Origin of the sequence: Zunongwangia atlantica 22II14-10F7, from assembly GCF_002094855.1 — a bacterium.
GTDB lineage: Bacteria > Bacteroidota > Bacteroidia > Flavobacteriales > Flavobacteriaceae > Zunongwangia > Zunongwangia atlantica.
The window spans coordinates 57,323-74,836 of the sequence record NZ_ARYN01000002.1 but is presented as its reverse complement, the minus strand read 5'-3'; the positions used below and the strand labels follow the sequence as shown (position 1 = coordinate 74,836).

Below are 17,514 nucleotides of genomic sequence, written 5' to 3'. Positions count from 1 at the left end.
TACAAAAATACAATACTTTAAAACGACTACATAGCGTTTAATACAAGTTTAACGCTATATAGAGATCAGCTTATTCTATAGGTCTGTTTTGTTTAAGATCTAACTTGCTGCTCATTTCTTCAGATACCTGTCCACTGGAAACTCCGTATCCATCAACTAAAGTTCCTTTTCTGCCATTTTCTGTAGTAATTGCGTAAAGAATTGCATTATCATCAGGATTACTCATTCCTTCAAATCGTAATACCTTATCCACATCAAATTCGTGAACACCAAATTTTTCGTCTTCAGATTTTAATTCAAGATGTTCGTCAAGAAGGTTAAAATCATACTCATAACCTTCCTCTAATTTCAATTTATTAATTGCTTGAGATAGGGTTCCGTAATCTTTCATTTTCGTTAATTTTTCAATTGGTTTCAAATGTTAAATTACGTCGAGACTGCCTTATTTCCAAGTGATTCAGGTGCTTTAGTATAAGTTTAACTCCATTTGGCTATTCATTAATATTTGATGATTTAGCGATCTTTTTTTTTGCTGAAAAGACCTATTGGTAAGACTAGTAAAAAGAAGAAATACCAACCTGTAACCAAACCAACAATGGTAATAATTGCAGCGATAATATAAAACCAGTAAGAATTAAAGAATTTCATTGAGTAGATAAACTATAGCTATTAAAAAAAGGATGTAAAATAACCAATATGGCCTTAGACGAGTTGGATTATTACCAAATAAGTTAACAGTGAGTTTATAATAGAAACTTCGGTTTTTAGCAATATGGTTATAGCCATGATCACTTAATTGCTGAAAAAATGGATATTTATGATACCATTTGTGCCACTTCTTTATACCTCCAAACCACATGGCTTTGTAAGCAGAATCTGGTCCTGAAAAAATTTTTCCGTCTTTGGTAATCAGCCGACTAGCTTTTTTGAATTCTTTTTCAGGAATATCTGGAAAATCATGGGAGTGTTCCTGTAAAGTAATGTACTTTACCTGGTTTCCTGTCCTAAATTCCCACCTTGTTTTCCAGAATTTACAGAATCCGCAGTGGCCATCCCATACTAAAACAGGGGTGTTGGGTTTATGCTTTGTAAAATCTATCTTTGTAAACATGAAAATAAGTTTGCCCGGTCACATATTCGTCGAAATTATTTTCTATCAAAGTCAAAAATGCTTTTCTTTGGCGTTAAAACCAGATATAAACTTTAGGTTGAAGGTATGAAAAATAAAATCACCTTAAAAGAGCTTTCTAAATTGCTTAACGTTTCAGTTTCTACTGTTTCTAAAGCATTAAACGACAGCCCAGAAATTAGTCAGAAAACTGTAGAGCGGGTAAAAGAACTAGCCGCGCTACATAATTATCGTCCTAATCCTGTGGCAGTTAATTTAAAAAGTAGCAGGAGTGGAACGATAGGAGTGATTATCCCTAATATTGCAAACGTGTTTTTTGCTAAAGTACTATCTGGGATTGAAGCCAGAGCACAGGAAGAAGGATTACAGGTAATTACCTATATTTCTAACGAATCTTACGATCGTGAAGTACAAATTATAGATCACTTAACCTCTGGTTTTGTAGATGGTGTTTTACTTTCTATTGCTGAAGAAACACAGCGTAAAAGAGCTTTCGATCATATTTATCATCTAATCGATTACGATATACCAGTAGTGCTATACGACCGTATAAATTACGATATGCCTGTAGATAAAGTTGGAGTAGATGATGCTGAAAGTTTTAAAAAGGTTACTACAAAACTGATCAAAAAAGGAATAAAGAAAATTGGTCTGGTTTCAACGATTCTTCACCTGGTTAACGGTAAAGAGAGAATTAGAGGTTATCAGGAAGCTTTATTGCCAAGTATGAAAGAGCATATTGCGGCATCAACAAGACGTGAATTCTTAGATGAAAAAATTCATGAGATCCTAATCGATGATAAAGTAGAAGCCGTTCTTTGTTGCGATACTGAAAGTACAATGAGGATTTATCGTTATGCTTACGAGCATAATATCCGTATTCCTGAAGATCTTAAAGTAGTTGGTTTCTTAAATGAAGAGATCACTTCTTTCTTAACGCCATCAATTAGTTATATCGAGCAAAACCCTCGTAAAATCGGAAAAGGAGCAATGAAACTTCTAGGAAAACGATTAAAAGGGGAAGCCGAATTAAATAAAACTACAGAAAAAATTATCAAAACTAAATTGGTAAATTTAGAATCTACTACGTTTGATTCTGAACATTAATTATCAATATTTTGATAGAACCAAATAAAATGGCAAAACTAACCACCAGTACGGTACTCGTAACTGGTGGTGCTGGTTTTATTGGTTCTAATCTTTGCCAAAAGCTTCTCGATCTTGGGGCAAAGGTAATTTGCCTGGACAATTTTTCTACTGGGAAAAGGTCAAATCTCAGCGCATTTAAAGATCATACAAATTTCACTTTACTAGAAGCCGATATTCGAGATTTTGAAGCTTGTTTAAATGCCTGCAAAAATGTAGATTATATTTTGCATCAGGCAGCTTTAGGTTCGGTGCCACGCTCTATTAAAGATCCGCAAACCACTAACGAGGTAAATGTAAGCGGATTCTTAAATATGTTGGTTGCGGCTAAAGAACACAATGTAAAAAGATTCATTTATGCAGCAAGTTCTTCAACTTATGGTGATGCTTCAGAATTGCCAAAGATCGAAGATCATATCGGGAAACCCTTATCACCTTATGCGATCACAAAATATGTAAACGAATTATATGCCGATGTTTTTCAGAAAACTTATGGTCTTGAAAATATTGGTTTACGTTATTTTAATGTTTTTGGTAGACATCAGGATCCTAACGGCGCTTATGCGGCGGTGATTCCAAAATTCGTTAAAAAATTAATGAGTCATCATTCTCCTGTTATCAATGGTGATGGTAGCTTTTCTCGGGATTTTACGTATATCGATAATGTGATTCAGATGAATTTACTCGCAATGCTTACTGAAGATCCAGAAGCGGTAAATCAGGTATATAATGTGGCGTACGGCGGAAGAACAAATCTCAACGAACTTGTTGATATATTAAAGTCAGAATTATCTAAATTTGATCCTGAAATTTCAGGAATTTCAGCAAAATATGGTGCCGAGCGCCAGGGCGATGTTCCACATTCTCAGGCATCGATCGAAAAAGCAAAAAAATTACTCGGTTATCAGCCAGAATTTTCAGCAAAAGAAGGATTAGCTGAAGCAGTTTCCTGGTATTGGAATAATTTAAAGTAAATGACACAAAAGAAAATAGCAGTTATAGGTCTTGGGTATGTTGGTTTACCTTTGGCGCGTCTTTTCGCTACAAAATATTCTGTAGTTGGTTTCGATATTAATAACTCCAGAATTTCTGAATTAAAGCAGGGAAATGATAAAACGCTGGAAGTCGAAAATAAAGATCTAAAAGCGGTTTTAAAAGAAAATAATTCTGAAGATACCGGCTTGTTTTGTACGGCTAATACTGAAGATTTAACCGACTGTAATTTTTACGTGATCACGGTACCAACGCCGGTAGATAAAAATAACAAACCAGATCTTACGCCACTTTATAAAAGTAGCGAAACCGTAGGGAAAGTCTTGAAAGATGGCGATGTTGTTGTTTACGAGAGCACTGTTTTTCCTGGAGCAACAGAAGAAGAATGTGTGCCGGTTTTAGAGAAAATTAGCGGACTAAATTTTAATAAAGATTTCTTTGTTGGCTACTCTCCAGAACGTATAAATCCTGGTGATAAAAAACATACCGTAGATAAAATTTTAAAAGTAACTTCAGGATCAACTCCTGTAATTGCTGAAGATATTAATGCAATTTACGCCTCGGTAATTACTGCAGGCACGCATTTGGCACCATCTATTAAAGTGGCTGAAGCTGCAAAAGTGATCGAAAATTCGCAACGAGATATTAATATTGCTTTTGTGAATGAACTGGCGAAGATCTTTAATATTTTAGATATCGATACCAAAGCGGTTTTAGAAGCGGCGGGGACAAAATGGAATTTTATTCCGTTTACGCCTGGTTTAGTTGGTGGGCACTGTATTGGCGTAGATCCTTATTATCTGGCACAAAAAGCACAGGCGGTAGGTTATCATCCAGAAATTATTCTTGCCGGAAGGCGCATGAATGATAGCATGGGACAATATGTTGCTGCCGAAGTGGTTAAATTAATGCTGAAAAGAGACCTGAAGGTTAAAGAATCTAATATTCTTATTTTAGGTTTTACTTTCAAGGAAAACTGTCCCGATGTTCGCAATACCCGAGTAATCGATGTGTACCGAAATTTAAAAGATTACGGCGTAAATGTTTCAGTGTATGATCCTTTAGCGAATCCTGAAGAAGTTTTGCATGAATATGGTGTGAAAACGCTTAATCAAAAGCCAGAAACCAAATTCGATGCTTTAATTTTAGCGGTTTCCCATCAGGAATTTTTAGAAATGGATCTGGCTGAATTAAAAACTGAAGAAGGCGTTATCTACGATGTAAAAGGTGTTTTAGGCGATAAAGCAGATAAAAAACTGTAAATTTTCATTGCATTCCAGCTTTGGTTTGCTGCAATTTTAAAGTGATTTAAATATGTATCGAAAATACGTAAAAAGTACTGCCGACTTTATTTTTGCGTTGTTTACGGTCGTATTATTTCTTCCTGTTTTTATAATAATTACTTTGCTAATCTTAATACTCGATGGTTTTAGCCCATTTTTTATTCAGGATCGGGTAGGGAAGGATGCTCGCAGTTTTAGGATTTATAAGTTCAAGACGATGAATGATAAAAAGGATTCCGAAGGAAAACTTTTAAAAGAAGAACTCCGCGTTACTCCTTTAGGCCGAATTTTAAGACAATCTGGTTTAGATGAAATTCCGCAGCTTTTTAATATTCTTAAGTTTGAAATGAGTTTTATTGGTCCTCGGCCTTTACCGGTGTATTACATCGATCTGGAAGATAAATTGCAACGAGATCGTCATCGCGTTTTACCGGGAATCACCGGACTTGCACAAATTACCGGTCGAAATTCGCTAAAATGGCCAGAGAAATATCGTTTAGACAATTACTATATCGAAAATCATAGTTTTTGGCTGGATCTTAAAATTTTGCTGAAAACCATAGTGAGTTCTAATGGCTATGATGCGGTAAATTTTGAACACGTAATTTCTGAAAAGAAATCAGAATAACCTATATTTCCTAAAATTCGGTAATCGATGAAGAAAATCTGGCTTTCACCACCGCATTTAAGTGGAAACGAACTGCAAAAAATACAGCAGGTTTTTCAAGAAAACTGGATTGCTCCCGTTGGACCTCAAATTGGTGAATTTGAAGCTAAAATTTCATCATTTTTAGGAACCGAAAATCGTCCTGTAGTTGCGCTCAATTCTGGAACTTCAGCTTTACATTTAGCTTTAAAATTATTGAATATAGGCAAAGGAGACGTAGTGATTTGCCAGAGTTTGAGTTTTGCGGCTTCGGTAAATCCTATTTTCTACGAAGGTGCCACTCCGGTTTTCGTCGATAGCGAAAAAGATACTTATAATTTATCTCCAGATTTTCTGGAAGAAGCCATAAAAGACCAGATCAAAAAAGGAAGGAAACCCAAAGCGATCATTGCAGTTCATATCTACGGAATGCCTTATAAAGTAGCTGAAATTCATCGAATTTCGGCGCAATATCAAATACCAATCATTGAAGATGCGGCAGAAGCAATGGGGAGTTTTTACAAAAATAATCCTTGCGGTAGTTTTGGCGATTTGGCGGTGTTTTCTTTTAACGGAAACAAAATTATCACCACTTCAGCCGGTGGAGCTTTGGTTTGTAAGAACGAAATTCAGCAAAATAAAGCAGTTTTTTGGGCAACGCAGTCTAAAGAAAGCGAGGATTTTTATTTACATAAAGAGATTGGCTATAATTACAGGATGAGTAATGTTTTGGCAGCCATCGGAATTTCGCAGATCGAAGTTTTAGAAAAGCGGGTAAAAAAGAAACGGGAAATTCAGCAATTTTACGCATCTTTTTTAAATGAGATAGAGGGATTTAATGTTTTTGCAGAATCTTCTTCAGCATTTAAAAGTAATCACTGGTTGAGCATTTTAGAAATTGATGCTCAAAAATCACCAATATCGGTTATAGTTATAATGAAAAAATTAGCCGATAAAAACATCGAAAGTAGGCGTATCTGGAAACCTTTACACACGCAGCCGGTTTTTGCCGAATTTGATTTCTACGGAACTGATATTGCTGAAAAAATCTTCGAAAATGGCTTATGTTTGCCATCGGGAACTGCAATGAGGGAAGCAGATCTCGATTTTATTAAAACCGAACTATTAGCGGCAGTAAAAAATGCTTAAACCAGATATAACAGCGCAAATTATTATTTTTGGCGAAGCTTCAAAGTTTCAGGAAGTTTCAGATTTTCTTCAGCAAAATTATCCAAAATCGAACATCTTGATTTTGGATAAAAACCGACTTAATTCTGAAGAACTAGACAAGCTTGAATTTTCACAAAATGAGTCCGTAGTAATTTATATCGAACAAGAGCATAAAGCTGATTTTGGAATTAAAGCGGCGTTTTTAGATAAAGCGATAAACGCAAAGGCAGCTATTTTTACGCTTCCGCTTCAGAATTGGAAAAAAAATGAATTCAATTTTAACGAATTTCAGCTTCAGGATTTATATAAAATTGATGAAATAAGTCCGAGTAAACTTCCGCAGAAAAATAAAAAATTACTGGTTACCGGTGGTGCCGGCTATATTGGCGCTGCTTTAGTAAAGTATTATTCGGCTTCGTTTTCAGAAATTATAATTATAGATCAAAGTGAATCAGCTTTATTTTTTCTGAAAGAAGAAGTTGAGATTTTATATCCAAACGCAAAGATAAATTGTTGCTTAGCAGATGTGACCAATCGGCAACGAATGACAGGGATTTTTGAAGAATTTCAACCCGAAATTGTGATTCATGCCGCAGCTTATAAACATGTAAGTTTACTGGAAAATGAGCTGGAAGAAGTGATAAAAAACAATATTGCCGGGGCTTATATTTTATTTTATTTGGCAGAAACTTTTAAAGCCGAGCAATGTATTTTATTATCGACAGATAAGGCGGTAGCGCCAAAATCTATAATGGGAAAAAGTAAACTTTGGGCAGAGAAATTGTGTTCTTGGTTTTCTCAGGTTAGTGATGAAACGCGTTTTAAAACCATTCGATTTGGAAATGTTTTAGGAAGCACAGGATCTGTTTTACCCGTTTGGAAAAAGCAATTGGAGTGGCGAAATTCTTCTATAAATTTGACCGATGTTAATGCTTCACGATATTTTTTTACGCTTCAGGAGGTTTTTGATCTTACAGATGTTGTTTTAGAAAGTGAATATTCTGGGAAAATTTTCACAAGGATTAATGAGCATCAGGTTTCGATAAAAACCTTGGCAAATCTTTATTTGTATAATCGATCTGCTGAAATTCGAACTACCGAATTGAAGCCTGGCGAAAAAGAACATGAGCAGTTAATCGCTGAAAGTGAAAATATAATTGAACAAGATAGTCATTTTGTAATCCTTAAAAACGCTGAAATTAAGGATGATTTCCCAGAGGAATTAAACTTATTGCTTAGTGATAAAATGTTGCTTCAGGATAAAAAAAGCATCTTCGAAAATTATAAAGTTTAAGCAAAAAGCTCTTTACTTTTTTCTACGATTGGTTTCAGCATTTCAATTTCCTTGGTTTTCAATTTGATATTTTGAAGTTTTTCAAGGTGTTCCATACGATGGGTGTCGCTACTTATATAATCAATCATTTGATTTTCTAGTAGCTTAAAAGCCATTTTTTGGATACCTTCTCCATAATGGGAAGTAAGCGAAAGCATATTTAGCTGAAAATAGCATCCACGACTTTTAAGGTCGTAGTATTTTCTCATTTTGCCGTCATGGAAAAATCCATATCGCTCTGGATGCGCCAAAATAAGAACATGTCCTTTATTTTGTAGCGAGAAGATGATTTCTTTTAAATTGATTGGCGGTTGTAAAAAAGACATTTCTACCAGGCTGAAATTCCCCGAAATCTTCAATAATTTTTCGTCGTCTAATTTATCCATTAAAGATTGATCCATCATATATTCTGCCGCAGCCGTGTTTTTAATATTCGCAGGTTGTGCAGCCTGTAATTCTGCTAGAGCATTATTGATGGTTTCAGGAGTGTTAGGGTAATAATCATTCATCACATGCGGGGTATGTACAAAGCTTGTAACACCAAATTCTCCAAACTTTTTGATTAGCTGAAGACTGGTTTCAACATCTGGTGAACCATCGTCTATTCCTGGTAAAATATGGTTATGAAAATCTGTAAATCCTTCTAACAGATCTACAAAAAAATACTTCTTCGCGAAGAATGAAAACATCTAATTTACTTTTCCTGAAAAGTAGTATGTTTTACTTAAAAAGGCAAAAAAATGAACTTGCATTATTCTTAATTTAATCGTTTGTTTTGTGGGAAATTATGATAATAAACGTTTAAATTTCTTGAATTAATTTTAAAATCTTAAATTTAAGACGCCCTTTTCATTTTAGTTCAGCAAGATGATTTTAAATACGATTTTAAAATTATGCACAAATTCTCGAACCTACATATTGTTCTTTTTGGTTTTATTGATGAAACTGAAAGTATCATTAAAGCTATAAAGCAAAATAGTAATCATTATATTTCCCAATGTAGTGGTCTAGAATCCTTAGCTAGACTTTTAGAAGAGCATTGTGATTTCGATATTTTGATATTACAGCTTTCATATAAAGAGAAGAATCTAGATGAAATCTTCGATTTTATATCAAAACAAGAAGACTTACCCATATTAATTATTAGCAACAGCAATGTTAAGAAGCATGCTTTTGATGCTTTTGAGATGGGAATCGAGGACTATATTCATGTTTCAGAAATTAATCCTCCTTCGCTAAATCGCAGTATTTACTTTGCAATTAAACGTAAAGAGTATAAAAAGCAAATACATAATTCTGAAAGTAATTATAAAACCCTTTTTTACTCATCCCCTTTGCCAATGTGGGTTTTAGATCGTTATACACTTAAATTTTTAAGTGTGAACCAGGCAGCTATAGATCATTATGGATATTCTGAAGAAGAATTTCTAAAGATGAAAGCTAGTGATCTTTGGATAAAAGAAGAAGAAGAAAAAATAAAATTAATGGTAAAAGAGTTTACCAATGATTTTTTACATGAAACAGTATGTCACGTAAAGAAAGATGGAAGTGTGATGACAATTAATTTTCATAGCACGCCAATTTTTTATGATGGTAGAGAAGCCAGATTAACCCTTGCCAGAGATGTAACTGAAAATCTAAAGATAAGGAAAGCTTTAAAAGATAGCGAGATGCGTTTTAAATCTTTAGTGCAGGAGGGAAGTGATTTAATAGGTATTTTGGATAGTGATTTTAATTATAAATATATAAGTCCTAGTGTAGAAAGTATATTAAGCTTACAGCCAAAACAACTACGTAAAAAACATTTTTTTGACCGAGTACATCCTGAAGATCAGGAGTTTATTAAGGCTTTATTCTTGTCGATTACTAATACTAAAAACAGTAAAATTGGATTACCATTTTATAGAGTTAAAGATGGAAATGGTTATTGGCGATTTTTAGAAACCAAACTTACCAATCTCCTCGATTTTTCACCTATTCAGGGAATTGTAATAAACAGCAGGGATGTAACAGATTTAGTAGAGCAAAGAAATCGCCTTTCTGAAAGTTTAGGTAGATATGAAATTGTTTCTGAAGCAACCAGTGATATTGTTACAGATTATGACTTTAAAACAGGTAAGGTTAAAATCTCTAAGTCGATTTTTAAAGTTTGTGGTCACGATCCTAAAGTAGTAGAACAAGAGGATTTTGAAGATTGGTGGATGTCTCATGTACATGAAAAAGATAGGAAGGAAATAAGAAATAAGGTTTTAAATGTAATTGAGTCTGGCAACAAATCTTTTCAGTTAGAATATAGATTTAAATGCGCAGATGGTAGTTATAAAACATTATTAGATCGAAGTTATCTGGTAACCGATAGAGATGGTAAGCCAGAGAAAATTATAGGATCTAAGCAAGATATTACGCAACAAAAAGATCAATTAAAACAAATAAAATCTAGAAATAAGATACTTGAAGAAATTGCGTGGCAACAATCACATATGGTAAGAGCTCCATTGGCAAAAATTATGGGACTCATTGATTTATTGAAGTATAGCGAAAATAATCACGAAGAAACTAAAGATTTATTAGAAAAAATATTAAATTCAGCCGAAGATTTAGATGCTGTGATACGCAACATAGCAGAGAAGACATATAATTAATAGATTTAAGCCCCCTAAATCTATAATGAACCCTAATCTTAACCTACATTATGTTAGAAGTCATATTGGTAGATGATGATGATATTGTTTTAATGATGCAAAAAAAAATGGTTTCTAGATGTGAAATATCGTCTACGCCCATCATTTTTAAAAGTGCACTTGAAACTTTAGACTATTTAAATAAACCCGAAACTTTAAATAATATCGAGAAGAAGTATCTTATTCTTCTAGATATTAATATGCCAATGATGTCTGGATGGCAATTTTTAGACCGAATTAAAGAACATCCTTTGCATGACAGGATTCATGTAATTATGGTAACCTCTTCTATAGATCAAAAAGATCGTAGAAAAGCAGAAACCTATAAGAGAGTAATCGATTATATAGAAAAGCCGGTTACTTTAAAACACTGCCAAAACTTAAAGCAATTACAGTCTATTAGCGAATTTTTTTAGGAATTTTAATGCTTTTTTCGAGTGGTTGGGCTTCTTCAATTTTTTCATGAGCCCAAATTTCGTCTTCCCGTTCTAACTCTAGTTCTTGCTGTACAGCAGTTGCACGAGGATCGTAATTTAATTTTATGTACATAGGAAAGTGATCACTACCTATACTTTTTTCTCTGGCGATCTCGATAAGGGTAAAGTCTTTTGAATGAAATACATGATCTAAAGGCCAGCGGAACAAACTGTACCCGGCATGAAAGGTATTAAAAAACCCTCGGCCAATTCTAGGGTCCATTAATCCGCTCATTTGTTGGAACAGCTTGGTGGTTCTAGACCAGGCAACATCGTTAAGATCTCCAAACACTAATACTTTACGATCTTCTGGTGAAAGATCTCTACCTAGCATTAAAATTTCTGCATCACGATTTGTAGAGGTATAACTTTCAGTAGGGCTTGGAGGCATTGGGTGTAAACAATGAATCTTCAGTTTAGTACCGTTTCTAAGTTTTACATAACCGTGTATAGAGGGGATATCCTCCTGAACAAGATAATGCACATCTGCATCTATTAACTCGAGTTTAGAATACAAATGCATTCCGTAGAGATTATCCAAAGGAACTTTTACAGTGTACTTATAATCATTTTCAATTTCTTGCAAGGCTTTTTCCCAACGCTTATCACTTTCCAGCGTAAGTAAAATATCTGGTTGCCTTTTGTTAACTAAAGCGATTAATTTTTCTGGATGTTTATTGGGGGTAAGTACGTTACTTACCAGAATAGAAATTGTTGCATCTTCAGCTTTCCCTTTAAATTTAATCACCTGTTTTTTAGCCAGAATTGTGTATGGAAAGATTTTTAAGGATTGGTATACCAGGCTTAGGAAAAGTAAAGCGCTTGCTACAAATTGCCAGGTTTCAGAAAAATCATAAACGATCGCACATAAAATTAAGGTGATTATTATGCAAACTGAGATTTGAATTCTTGGGAAATCAAATCCTCTTATCCACCATTGGTCAAATCTTGTTATAGAGGCTAAAGTAGGAATTAAAAAAAAACAGTTCAGACAAAGAATAATAATTTCAGCGGTATTCATGCTGATCGTAGTTTTATGTTGGCAATCTTGTTTTTGGTCAAATTCTTTTCAAATCTCCTATTATTCAATAAAACTTAAAAGTATTTAAGAAAAGAATAACGTAAAGGCAGCAATTTCAGAAGCTAATAACCAAAAAAGGACTTATTTCTAAAAGTTGTGAAATGTTCAATTTTAATTCTCTTGAAAAAAGTTTAATTTTAAAGTATGAAGAAGAAAGATAAAATGAAGGAAAGGGGATTTGTCTTCAAGAAATATGAAGAACCTAATACAAGTCCTTTTGAAAAACTCTTTGAGATTTTTAAAGAATTGATCACGCACACTTCGGGTGATCTAGATGAAGCGCTAGACTGGTTACGCCAGTTAGATGAAGAATATCAACTTACCACGCCAGATTATACGATCGAAGATTTTATAGAAGACCTTAAGCAAAAAGGCTACATAAAAGAAGAATTAGATCCAGATGGCGATGGTGAAGGTGATGGTTCTGGGAGTTTAAAGATTACTGCAAAGACCGAAAGGGCAATACGCCAACAGGCGCTGGATCAGATTTTTGGTAAGATGCGAAAAGGAAACTCGGGAAATCACCGTACAAGTCATGTTGGCCGTGGCGATGAGCATACCGGCGATTTCAGAAATTATCAATTTGGAGATTCTTTAGACCGAATTTCGATGACCGAAAGTCTGCGGAATGCCCAGATCAATCATGGGATTGGTAGTTTTAATATGACACACGACGATCTGGTGGTTGAAGAAACTCATTATAAATCACAAATGAGCACGGTGTTAATGATCGACCTTAGCCATAGTATGATCTTGTATGGCGAAGACCGTATCACCCCGGCGAAGAAAGTTGCGATGGCTTTAGCTGAATTGATCACTACCCGCTATCCAAAAGACACCTTAGATATTATCGTTTTCGGTAATGATGCCTGGCCGGTTTCTATCGCAGATCTTCCGTATCTAAAAGTTGGCCCGTATCACACCAATACTGTAGATGGATTGAAGCTGGCGATGGACATTTTGCGAAGAAAGCGAAATACCAATAAACAGATCTTTATGATTACCGATGGTAAACCGAGTTGCATACGAGAACGCGATGGCAACTATTACAAAAATAGTATGGGCTTAGATCCTTACATCGTTGATAAGTGTTACAATATGGCGCAACAAGCTCGTAAACTTCAAATTCCTATCACCACTTTTATGATCGCACAAGATCCTTATTTAATGCAATTTATTAGGGAATTTACACAGGCGAATCAAGGGAAGGCATTTTATACCGGACTTAAAGGTCTTGGTGAAATGATTTTTGAAGATTACGAAACAAACAGAAAAAAGAGAATTAGAGGCTAAAAGAAAAAGAAGATATGAATATTGAGAAAATGAAAACCCTTGGAGATTTAAAATCTTCAGGATATATAAGTAAAGGAATAAAAGACGAGCTTCGTGATAATTTAATTGAAAAAATTAAAAATAACGAACCTGCGTTTACCGGAATTCATGGTTATGATGATACCGTAATTCCGGAATTAGAACGAGCAATCTTATCAAAACATAACATCAATTTGTTGGGATTACGTGGGCAGGCCAAAACCAGGCTGGCGCGTTTAATGTTGAATCTTTTAGATCAATATATTCCGGCTGTTGAAGGTTCAGAAATTAGTGACGATCCTTTAAACCCAATTTCACGTTACGCAAAAGAGCTTATTGCTGAAAAAGGAGACGAAACGCCAATTACCTGGATTCACAGAAGCGAGCGATTCTTTGAAAAACTGGCAACACCAGATGTAACAGTAGCCGATTTAATTGGAGATGTAGATCCTATAAAAGCAGCGAATTTAAAGCTAAGTTATGCCGATGATCGCGTGATTCATTTTGGGATGATTCCGCGTGCTAACCGAAGTATTTTCGTTATTAATGAATTACCAGACTTACAGGCAAGAATTCAGGTGGCGCTTTTCAATATTCTTCAGGAAGGTGATATCCAGATTCGTGGTTTTAAATTAAGACTACCTTTAGATATGCAATTTGTGTTTACCGCAAATCCAGAAGATTATACTAATCGTGGTAGTATTGTAACGCCGCTTAAGGATAGAATTGGTTCGCAGATATTAACGCATTATCCGGAAACTATCGAGATCGCCAAAACGATTACCCAGCAGGAAGCAAAGTTAGATTCCAGACAAACCGATATGGTTTATGTTCCAGAACTAGCTAAAGACCTGCTTGAACAAATTGGTTTTGAAGCTCGAGAAAGTGAATTTATCGACGAGAAAAGTGGGATTAGTGCTAGGATGAGTATTACCGCTTATGAAAATCTTTTAAGTGCTGCAGAACGCAGAACTTTAAAGAATGGAGAAGATAAAACTTTGCTAAGATTTGGTGATTTTATGGGAGTAATTCCTTCAGTGACTGGAAAAGTAGAGCTAGTTTATGAAGGTGAGCAGGAAGGAGCTGCAGCTGTAGCTACTCAGTTACTGGGAGATGCGGTGAAAACACTGTTCCCTAATTATTTTCCTAAGATTGAAAAGCTACAACGTCCCGATGAAAAAACACCTTATGACGATTTGGTAGAATGGTTCTTTGAGCAAACAGGTTTTGAATTGCCAGATGATCTTACCGACGAAGAGTACAAGAAGAAATTAGATGAGGTAGCGCCATTAAATGAGCTGATAAAAAAATATCAGCCAGAAATGGATAAAATCGACACCTATTTTTTAAAGGAATTTTTACTTTGGGGATTGGTAGAGTTTAAGAAATTAAGCAAGCAACGATATACCAAAGGCATTCAATTTAATGATCTATACGGAAGTTATATAAGCGGATTATAATTTTTAGACTGAATTAAGTTGAAATAAAAGGAACAAAAGCCCGGTTTTACTAAAAATCGGGCTTTTGTTTTTTTGAAATTATGAAAATCTCACATTTTTTCGGCAAAAGTGTAATTTTAGTTTTTTAATTCTACGTAATTCTATACTTTTATAAAATCTTTTAAGGAAAACAATGAAGAGTATTAAATTAAATAGCATTTCTACAATAACTCCTATCACAGGAGCTGCTATTTCTATTATTATTACTCGCACAATTATTACCCCTTTGGGGTAGTATGTATATAATTTTCCGTCCGCACTCACACACGTTTTAGAACGAACTCAAAACTATTTATTTCAAACTATTAAATTATTCTTATGAATATTCTAAAATTCGGAGGATCTTCTTTGGCCTCTCCGGAGCGAATCAAACTTGTAGCCGAAACTGTAAAAAAGCATGTGCAACAAGATAAAACCATCGCTGTTTTTTCAGCGTTTGGAGGGGTAACCAACGATCTTTTAAAAATGGCCGAACTGGCTGCTAAAGAAGATCGCGCCTATAAAGAAATTCTGGCTCTAAACGAGAAAAGACATCTTGATGCGGTAAAAGAATTAATTCCTGTTCAAAATCAAAGCGGAGTTTTAAGTAAGGTGAAAACCGAATTCAATAGATTAGAAACGCTTTACGAAGGTGTTTATCTTTTAAATGAATTATCGAATAAAACCAAGCATGTAGTTTCCAGTTTTGGTGAGATCTTATCCTCATTAATTATTGCTGAATATTTTAAAAGTCTAGCCACCGATGCACTTCTAATTGATTCGAGAGAATTGATCGTTTGTAAGAATAATAATGAAAAGATTCAGCTTAATTACGAACTGACCAACATAAATATTGTTCAGTATTTTAAAGAGAATGACGCGAGTCTTTTTGTGGTTCCTGGTTTTGTAGCTAAAAACGAGCAGGGCGTTCCAAGTACTTTAGGACGTGGTGGTAGTGATTTTACAGCTGCAATCTTTGGTGGCGCTTTAGATGTTGCTAAAGTGATCATTTATACCGATGTAAACGGAATGTACACCGCAAACCCAAATGTGGTGCATCAGGCGTATCCGCTTCAAAATATATCTTATCAGGAAGCGATGGAATTATCGCATTTTGGAGCCAAAGTTTTATATCCACCAACGCTTCAACCATTGTTGGATAAAGGAATCCAGATTCATATAAAAAATACATTTGTACCAGATGATGCGGGAACTTTAATTTCAAAATCAAGTAAAGAAAACTTTAGATGGGTTACCGGTATCACGCATATTGATGATATTAAACTTCTGAATATTGAGGGTAGCGGAATGGTTGGAATTCCTGGTTTTTCAAAACGATTTTTTGAAACACTTTACCAGGAGAATATCAATGTTGTGCTTATCACGCAAGCATCTTCAGAGCATAGTATTTGTGTAGCGGTAAAAGGAGATGAAGCGCAGGCTGCAAAAGAAGCTTTAGATGAAGCTTTTTCAGTTGAAATAGATTATCAAAAAATAAAACCGGTAGAAATAGAAGGTAATGTGGCTATCATTGCCTTGGTAGGAGATCGTATGAAGAGTCACCACGGTTTAAGCGGTAAAATGTTTAGTGCTTTAGGTAATAATAATATTAATATTAGAGCAATTGCACAGGGATCTTCAGAGCGAAATATATCTGCTGTAATTGCGAAAAAAGATATCAATAAAGCGCTAAATACGCTACACGAACAGTTTTTTGAAGTTCCTTCTAAAGAATTGAACCTGTTTATAACCGGAGTAGGAAATGTTGGTAGTAAGCTTTTATCGCAATTAGAAAAACAAGAAAAATATCTTCTTGAAAAATTACGATTAAAAGTTCGTGTTCTTGGATTGTCAAATTCCAGAACTATGGTTTTTGATGAAAACGGACTTGACTTAAGTAAATGGCAAGAATTGCTGGATGCGGGTGAAAAAGCCAGTAAACATAACTTTTTTAATAAGGTAAAAGAATTCAATTTACGTAACAGCATTTTTGTAGATAATACCGCAAGTGCTGAAATTTCAAAATGGTATAAAGAATATCTTGCAAACTCGATCGCAGTAGTAACCTGTAATAAGATCGCTGCAGCAGATGATTTGGTAAACTATCAGCATTTGCAGGAACTTTCAAGAGAATACGGAGCATCTTTCCTTTACGAAACCAATGTTGGTGCAGGATTGCCAATTATCGATACGCTTAAAAATTTAATTGCTTCAGGAGATAGAATTCATAAGATACAGGCGGTACTTTCGGGTAGTTTAAACTTTGTTTTTAATACCTATAACGGAACCGAGCCATTTTACAAAACGGTAGAACAGGCAATGGAAGAAGGCTATACTGAACCAGATCCTAAGATCGATCTAAGTGGAGTAGATGTTGCTCGTAAAATTTTGATCTTGTCTCGTGAAAGCGGACTAAAAATGGAGCTTAGCGATATCGAAAACAAAAGTTTCCTTTCTGAAGAAAGTCTGAATACAGAGAATAATGAAGATTTCTTTAAACTGCTTCAGGAAGATGAAAGTAAATTTAAAGAGATCTACGAAGATGCGGCTAAGGATGGAGCTCAGCTTAAATACGTGGCGCAATTAGAAGATGGAAAAGCCTCTGTTGGTTTACAAAAAGTAGATGCAGATCATCCTTTTTATAATCTTAGCGGTAGCGATAATATTGTATTGTTCTTTACAGATCGTTATAGCGTTCAGCCATTAATCGTTAAAGGAGCCGGAGCAGGAGCAGATGTTACAGCTTCGGGAATATTTGCCGATGTTATACGAATAGGTAAGAAATAA

Annotated in this window: 15 protein-coding genes; 11 read left to right on the top strand and 4 right to left on the bottom strand. The window is 34.8% G+C overall.

What is annotated here, in order from left to right; genetic code table 11:
* Positions 1 to 70 precede the first annotated feature (70 nt).
* Positions 71 to 391, bottom strand: a complete 321-nt coding sequence (locus IIF7_RS02650) for a phosphoribosylpyrophosphate synthetase (RefSeq protein ID WP_084840129.1) — start codon at positions 389 to 391, stop codon at positions 71 to 73.
* A gap of 243 nt (positions 392 to 634) precedes the next feature.
* Complete coding sequence (locus tag IIF7_RS02645; RefSeq protein ID WP_084840128.1) at positions 635 to 1,111, bottom strand: thiol-disulfide oxidoreductase DCC family protein; 477 nt, start codon at positions 1,109 to 1,111, stop codon at positions 635 to 637.
* 105 nt (positions 1,112 to 1,216) lie between these two features.
* Between IIF7_RS02645 and IIF7_RS02640 the strand changes: the two genes are divergently transcribed.
* Genes IIF7_RS02640 through IIF7_RS02615 form a run of 6 tightly spaced genes read left to right on the top strand, consistent with a single transcriptional unit; the run spans position 1,217 to position 7,661 of the window.
* A complete protein-coding gene (locus IIF7_RS02640; protein WP_084840127.1) occupies positions 1,217 to 2,236 on the top strand; it encodes a LacI family DNA-binding transcriptional regulator in 1,020 nt (339 codons plus the stop codon).
* A gap of 29 nt (positions 2,237 to 2,265) precedes the next feature.
* Positions 2,266 to 3,249 carry an SDR family oxidoreductase gene (locus IIF7_RS02635; protein WP_084840126.1) on the top strand — a complete coding sequence of 328 codons (984 nt, stop codon included), beginning with the start codon at positions 2,266 to 2,268 and terminating at the stop codon, positions 3,247 to 3,249.
* Complete coding sequence (locus tag IIF7_RS02630) at positions 3,250 to 4,530, top strand: nucleotide sugar dehydrogenase (protein WP_084840125.1); 1,281 nt, start codon at positions 3,250 to 3,252, stop codon at positions 4,528 to 4,530.
* Between the two features lie 52 nt (positions 4,531 to 4,582).
* Positions 4,583 to 5,179 carry a sugar transferase gene (locus tag IIF7_RS02625; protein ID WP_084840124.1) on the top strand — a complete coding sequence of 199 codons (597 nt, stop codon included), beginning with the start codon at positions 4,583 to 4,585 and terminating at the stop codon, positions 5,177 to 5,179.
* A gap of 27 nt (positions 5,180 to 5,206) precedes the next feature.
* Positions 5,207 to 6,346, top strand: a complete 1,140-nt coding sequence (locus tag IIF7_RS02620; RefSeq protein ID WP_084840123.1) for an aminotransferase class I/II-fold pyridoxal phosphate-dependent enzyme — start codon at positions 5,207 to 5,209, stop codon at positions 6,344 to 6,346.
* Complete coding sequence (locus IIF7_RS02615; protein WP_084840122.1) at positions 6,339 to 7,661, top strand: polysaccharide biosynthesis protein; 1,323 nt, start codon at positions 6,339 to 6,341, stop codon at positions 7,659 to 7,661. The genes IIF7_RS02620 and IIF7_RS02615 overlap by 8 nt, the downstream gene beginning before the upstream one ends.
* On the opposite strand, the gene IIF7_RS02610 is transcribed toward IIF7_RS02615, so the two are convergent.
* Positions 7,658 to 8,389, bottom strand: coding sequence for a tyrosine-protein phosphatase (locus IIF7_RS02610; RefSeq protein WP_084840121.1), 732 nt, complete (start codon positions 8,387 to 8,389; stop codon positions 7,658 to 7,660). The genes IIF7_RS02615 and IIF7_RS02610 overlap by 4 nt on opposite strands.
* Positions 8,390 to 8,593: 204 nt before the next feature.
* Here IIF7_RS02610 and IIF7_RS02605 point away from each other — a divergent pair, with 204 nt between their 5' ends.
* Both IIF7_RS02605 and IIF7_RS02600 read left to right on the top strand, forming a co-directional pair.
* Positions 8,594 to 10,342 carry a PAS domain S-box protein gene (locus IIF7_RS02605; protein ID WP_084840120.1) on the top strand — a complete coding sequence of 583 codons (1,749 nt, stop codon included), beginning with the start codon at positions 8,594 to 8,596 and terminating at the stop codon, positions 10,340 to 10,342.
* Between the two features lie 50 nt (positions 10,343 to 10,392).
* Entirely contained in the window at positions 10,393 to 10,797 is a 405-nt protein-coding gene (locus IIF7_RS02600) for a response regulator (protein ID WP_084840119.1), read from the top strand.
* On the opposite strand, the gene IIF7_RS02595 is transcribed toward IIF7_RS02600, so the two are convergent.
* Positions 10,781 to 11,878 carry an endonuclease/exonuclease/phosphatase family protein gene (locus IIF7_RS02595; RefSeq protein ID WP_084840118.1) on the bottom strand — a complete coding sequence of 366 codons (1,098 nt, stop codon included), beginning with the start codon at positions 11,876 to 11,878 and terminating at the stop codon, positions 10,781 to 10,783. The two genes, IIF7_RS02600 and IIF7_RS02595, sit on opposite strands and share 17 nt — an antisense overlap.
* A gap of 204 nt (positions 11,879 to 12,082) precedes the next feature.
* Between IIF7_RS02595 and IIF7_RS02590 the strand changes: the two genes are divergently transcribed.
* The 3 genes from IIF7_RS02590 to thrA all read left to right on the top strand — a co-directional run bounded on the left by IIF7_RS02590 (position 12,083) and on the right by thrA (position 17,514).
* Positions 12,083 to 13,231, top strand: coding sequence for a vWA domain-containing protein (locus tag IIF7_RS02590; RefSeq protein ID WP_084840117.1), 1,149 nt, complete (start codon positions 12,083 to 12,085; stop codon positions 13,229 to 13,231).
* A 14-nt stretch (positions 13,232 to 13,245) separates the two neighbouring features.
* Positions 13,246 to 14,709 (top strand): magnesium chelatase, encoded by a 1,464-nt coding sequence (locus IIF7_RS02585; RefSeq protein ID WP_084840116.1) that lies wholly within the window; start codon positions 13,246 to 13,248, stop codon positions 14,707 to 14,709.
* Positions 14,710 to 15,066: 357 nt separating this feature from the next.
* On the top strand, positions 15,067 to 17,514 hold the full coding sequence (gene thrA, locus IIF7_RS02580) for a bifunctional aspartate kinase/homoserine dehydrogenase I (RefSeq protein WP_084840115.1): 2,448 nt from the start codon (positions 15,067 to 15,069) through the stop codon (positions 17,512 to 17,514).

What these genes read in the sequence shown, in the direction of transcription:
- IIF7_RS02650 (WP_084840129.1), bottom strand. Translation starts at nt 391, where the DNA reads ATGAAAGATTACGGAACCCTATCTCAAGCAATTAATAAATTGAAATTA.
- IIF7_RS02620 (WP_084840123.1), top strand. Translation starts at nt 5,207, where the DNA reads ATGAAGAAAATCTGGCTTTCACCACCGCATTTAAGTGGAAACGAACTG.
- IIF7_RS02605 (WP_084840120.1), top strand. Translation starts at nt 8,594, where the DNA reads ATGCACAAATTCTCGAACCTACATATTGTTCTTTTTGGTTTTATTGAT.
- IIF7_RS02635 (WP_084840126.1), top strand. Translation starts at nt 2,266, where the DNA reads ATGGCAAAACTAACCACCAGTACGGTACTCGTAACTGGTGGTGCTGGT.
- IIF7_RS02585 (WP_084840116.1), top strand. Translation starts at nt 13,246, where the DNA reads ATGAATATTGAGAAAATGAAAACCCTTGGAGATTTAAAATCTTCAGGA.
- IIF7_RS02630 (WP_084840125.1), top strand. Translation starts at nt 3,250, where the DNA reads ATGACACAAAAGAAAATAGCAGTTATAGGTCTTGGGTATGTTGGTTTA.
- IIF7_RS02600 (WP_084840119.1), top strand. Translation starts at nt 10,393, where the DNA reads ATGTTAGAAGTCATATTGGTAGATGATGATGATATTGTTTTAATGATG.
- IIF7_RS02615 (WP_084840122.1), top strand. Translation starts at nt 6,339, where the DNA reads ATGCTTAAACCAGATATAACAGCGCAAATTATTATTTTTGGCGAAGCT.
- IIF7_RS02645 (WP_084840128.1), bottom strand. Translation starts at nt 1,111, where the DNA reads ATGTTTACAAAGATAGATTTTACAAAGCATAAACCCAACACCCCTGTT.
- IIF7_RS02595 (WP_084840118.1), bottom strand. Translation starts at nt 11,878, where the DNA reads ATGAATACCGCTGAAATTATTATTCTTTGTCTGAACTGTTTTTTTTTA.
- IIF7_RS02610 (WP_084840121.1), bottom strand. Translation starts at nt 8,389, where the DNA reads ATGTTTTCATTCTTCGCGAAGAAGTATTTTTTTGTAGATCTGTTAGAA.
- IIF7_RS02640 (WP_084840127.1), top strand. Translation starts at nt 1,217, where the DNA reads ATGAAAAATAAAATCACCTTAAAAGAGCTTTCTAAATTGCTTAACGTT.
- IIF7_RS02590 (WP_084840117.1), top strand. Translation starts at nt 12,083, where the DNA reads ATGAAGAAGAAAGATAAAATGAAGGAAAGGGGATTTGTCTTCAAGAAA.
- thrA (WP_084840115.1), top strand. Translation starts at nt 15,067, where the DNA reads ATGAATATTCTAAAATTCGGAGGATCTTCTTTGGCCTCTCCGGAGCGA.
- IIF7_RS02625 (WP_084840124.1), top strand. Translation starts at nt 4,583, where the DNA reads ATGTATCGAAAATACGTAAAAAGTACTGCCGACTTTATTTTTGCGTTG.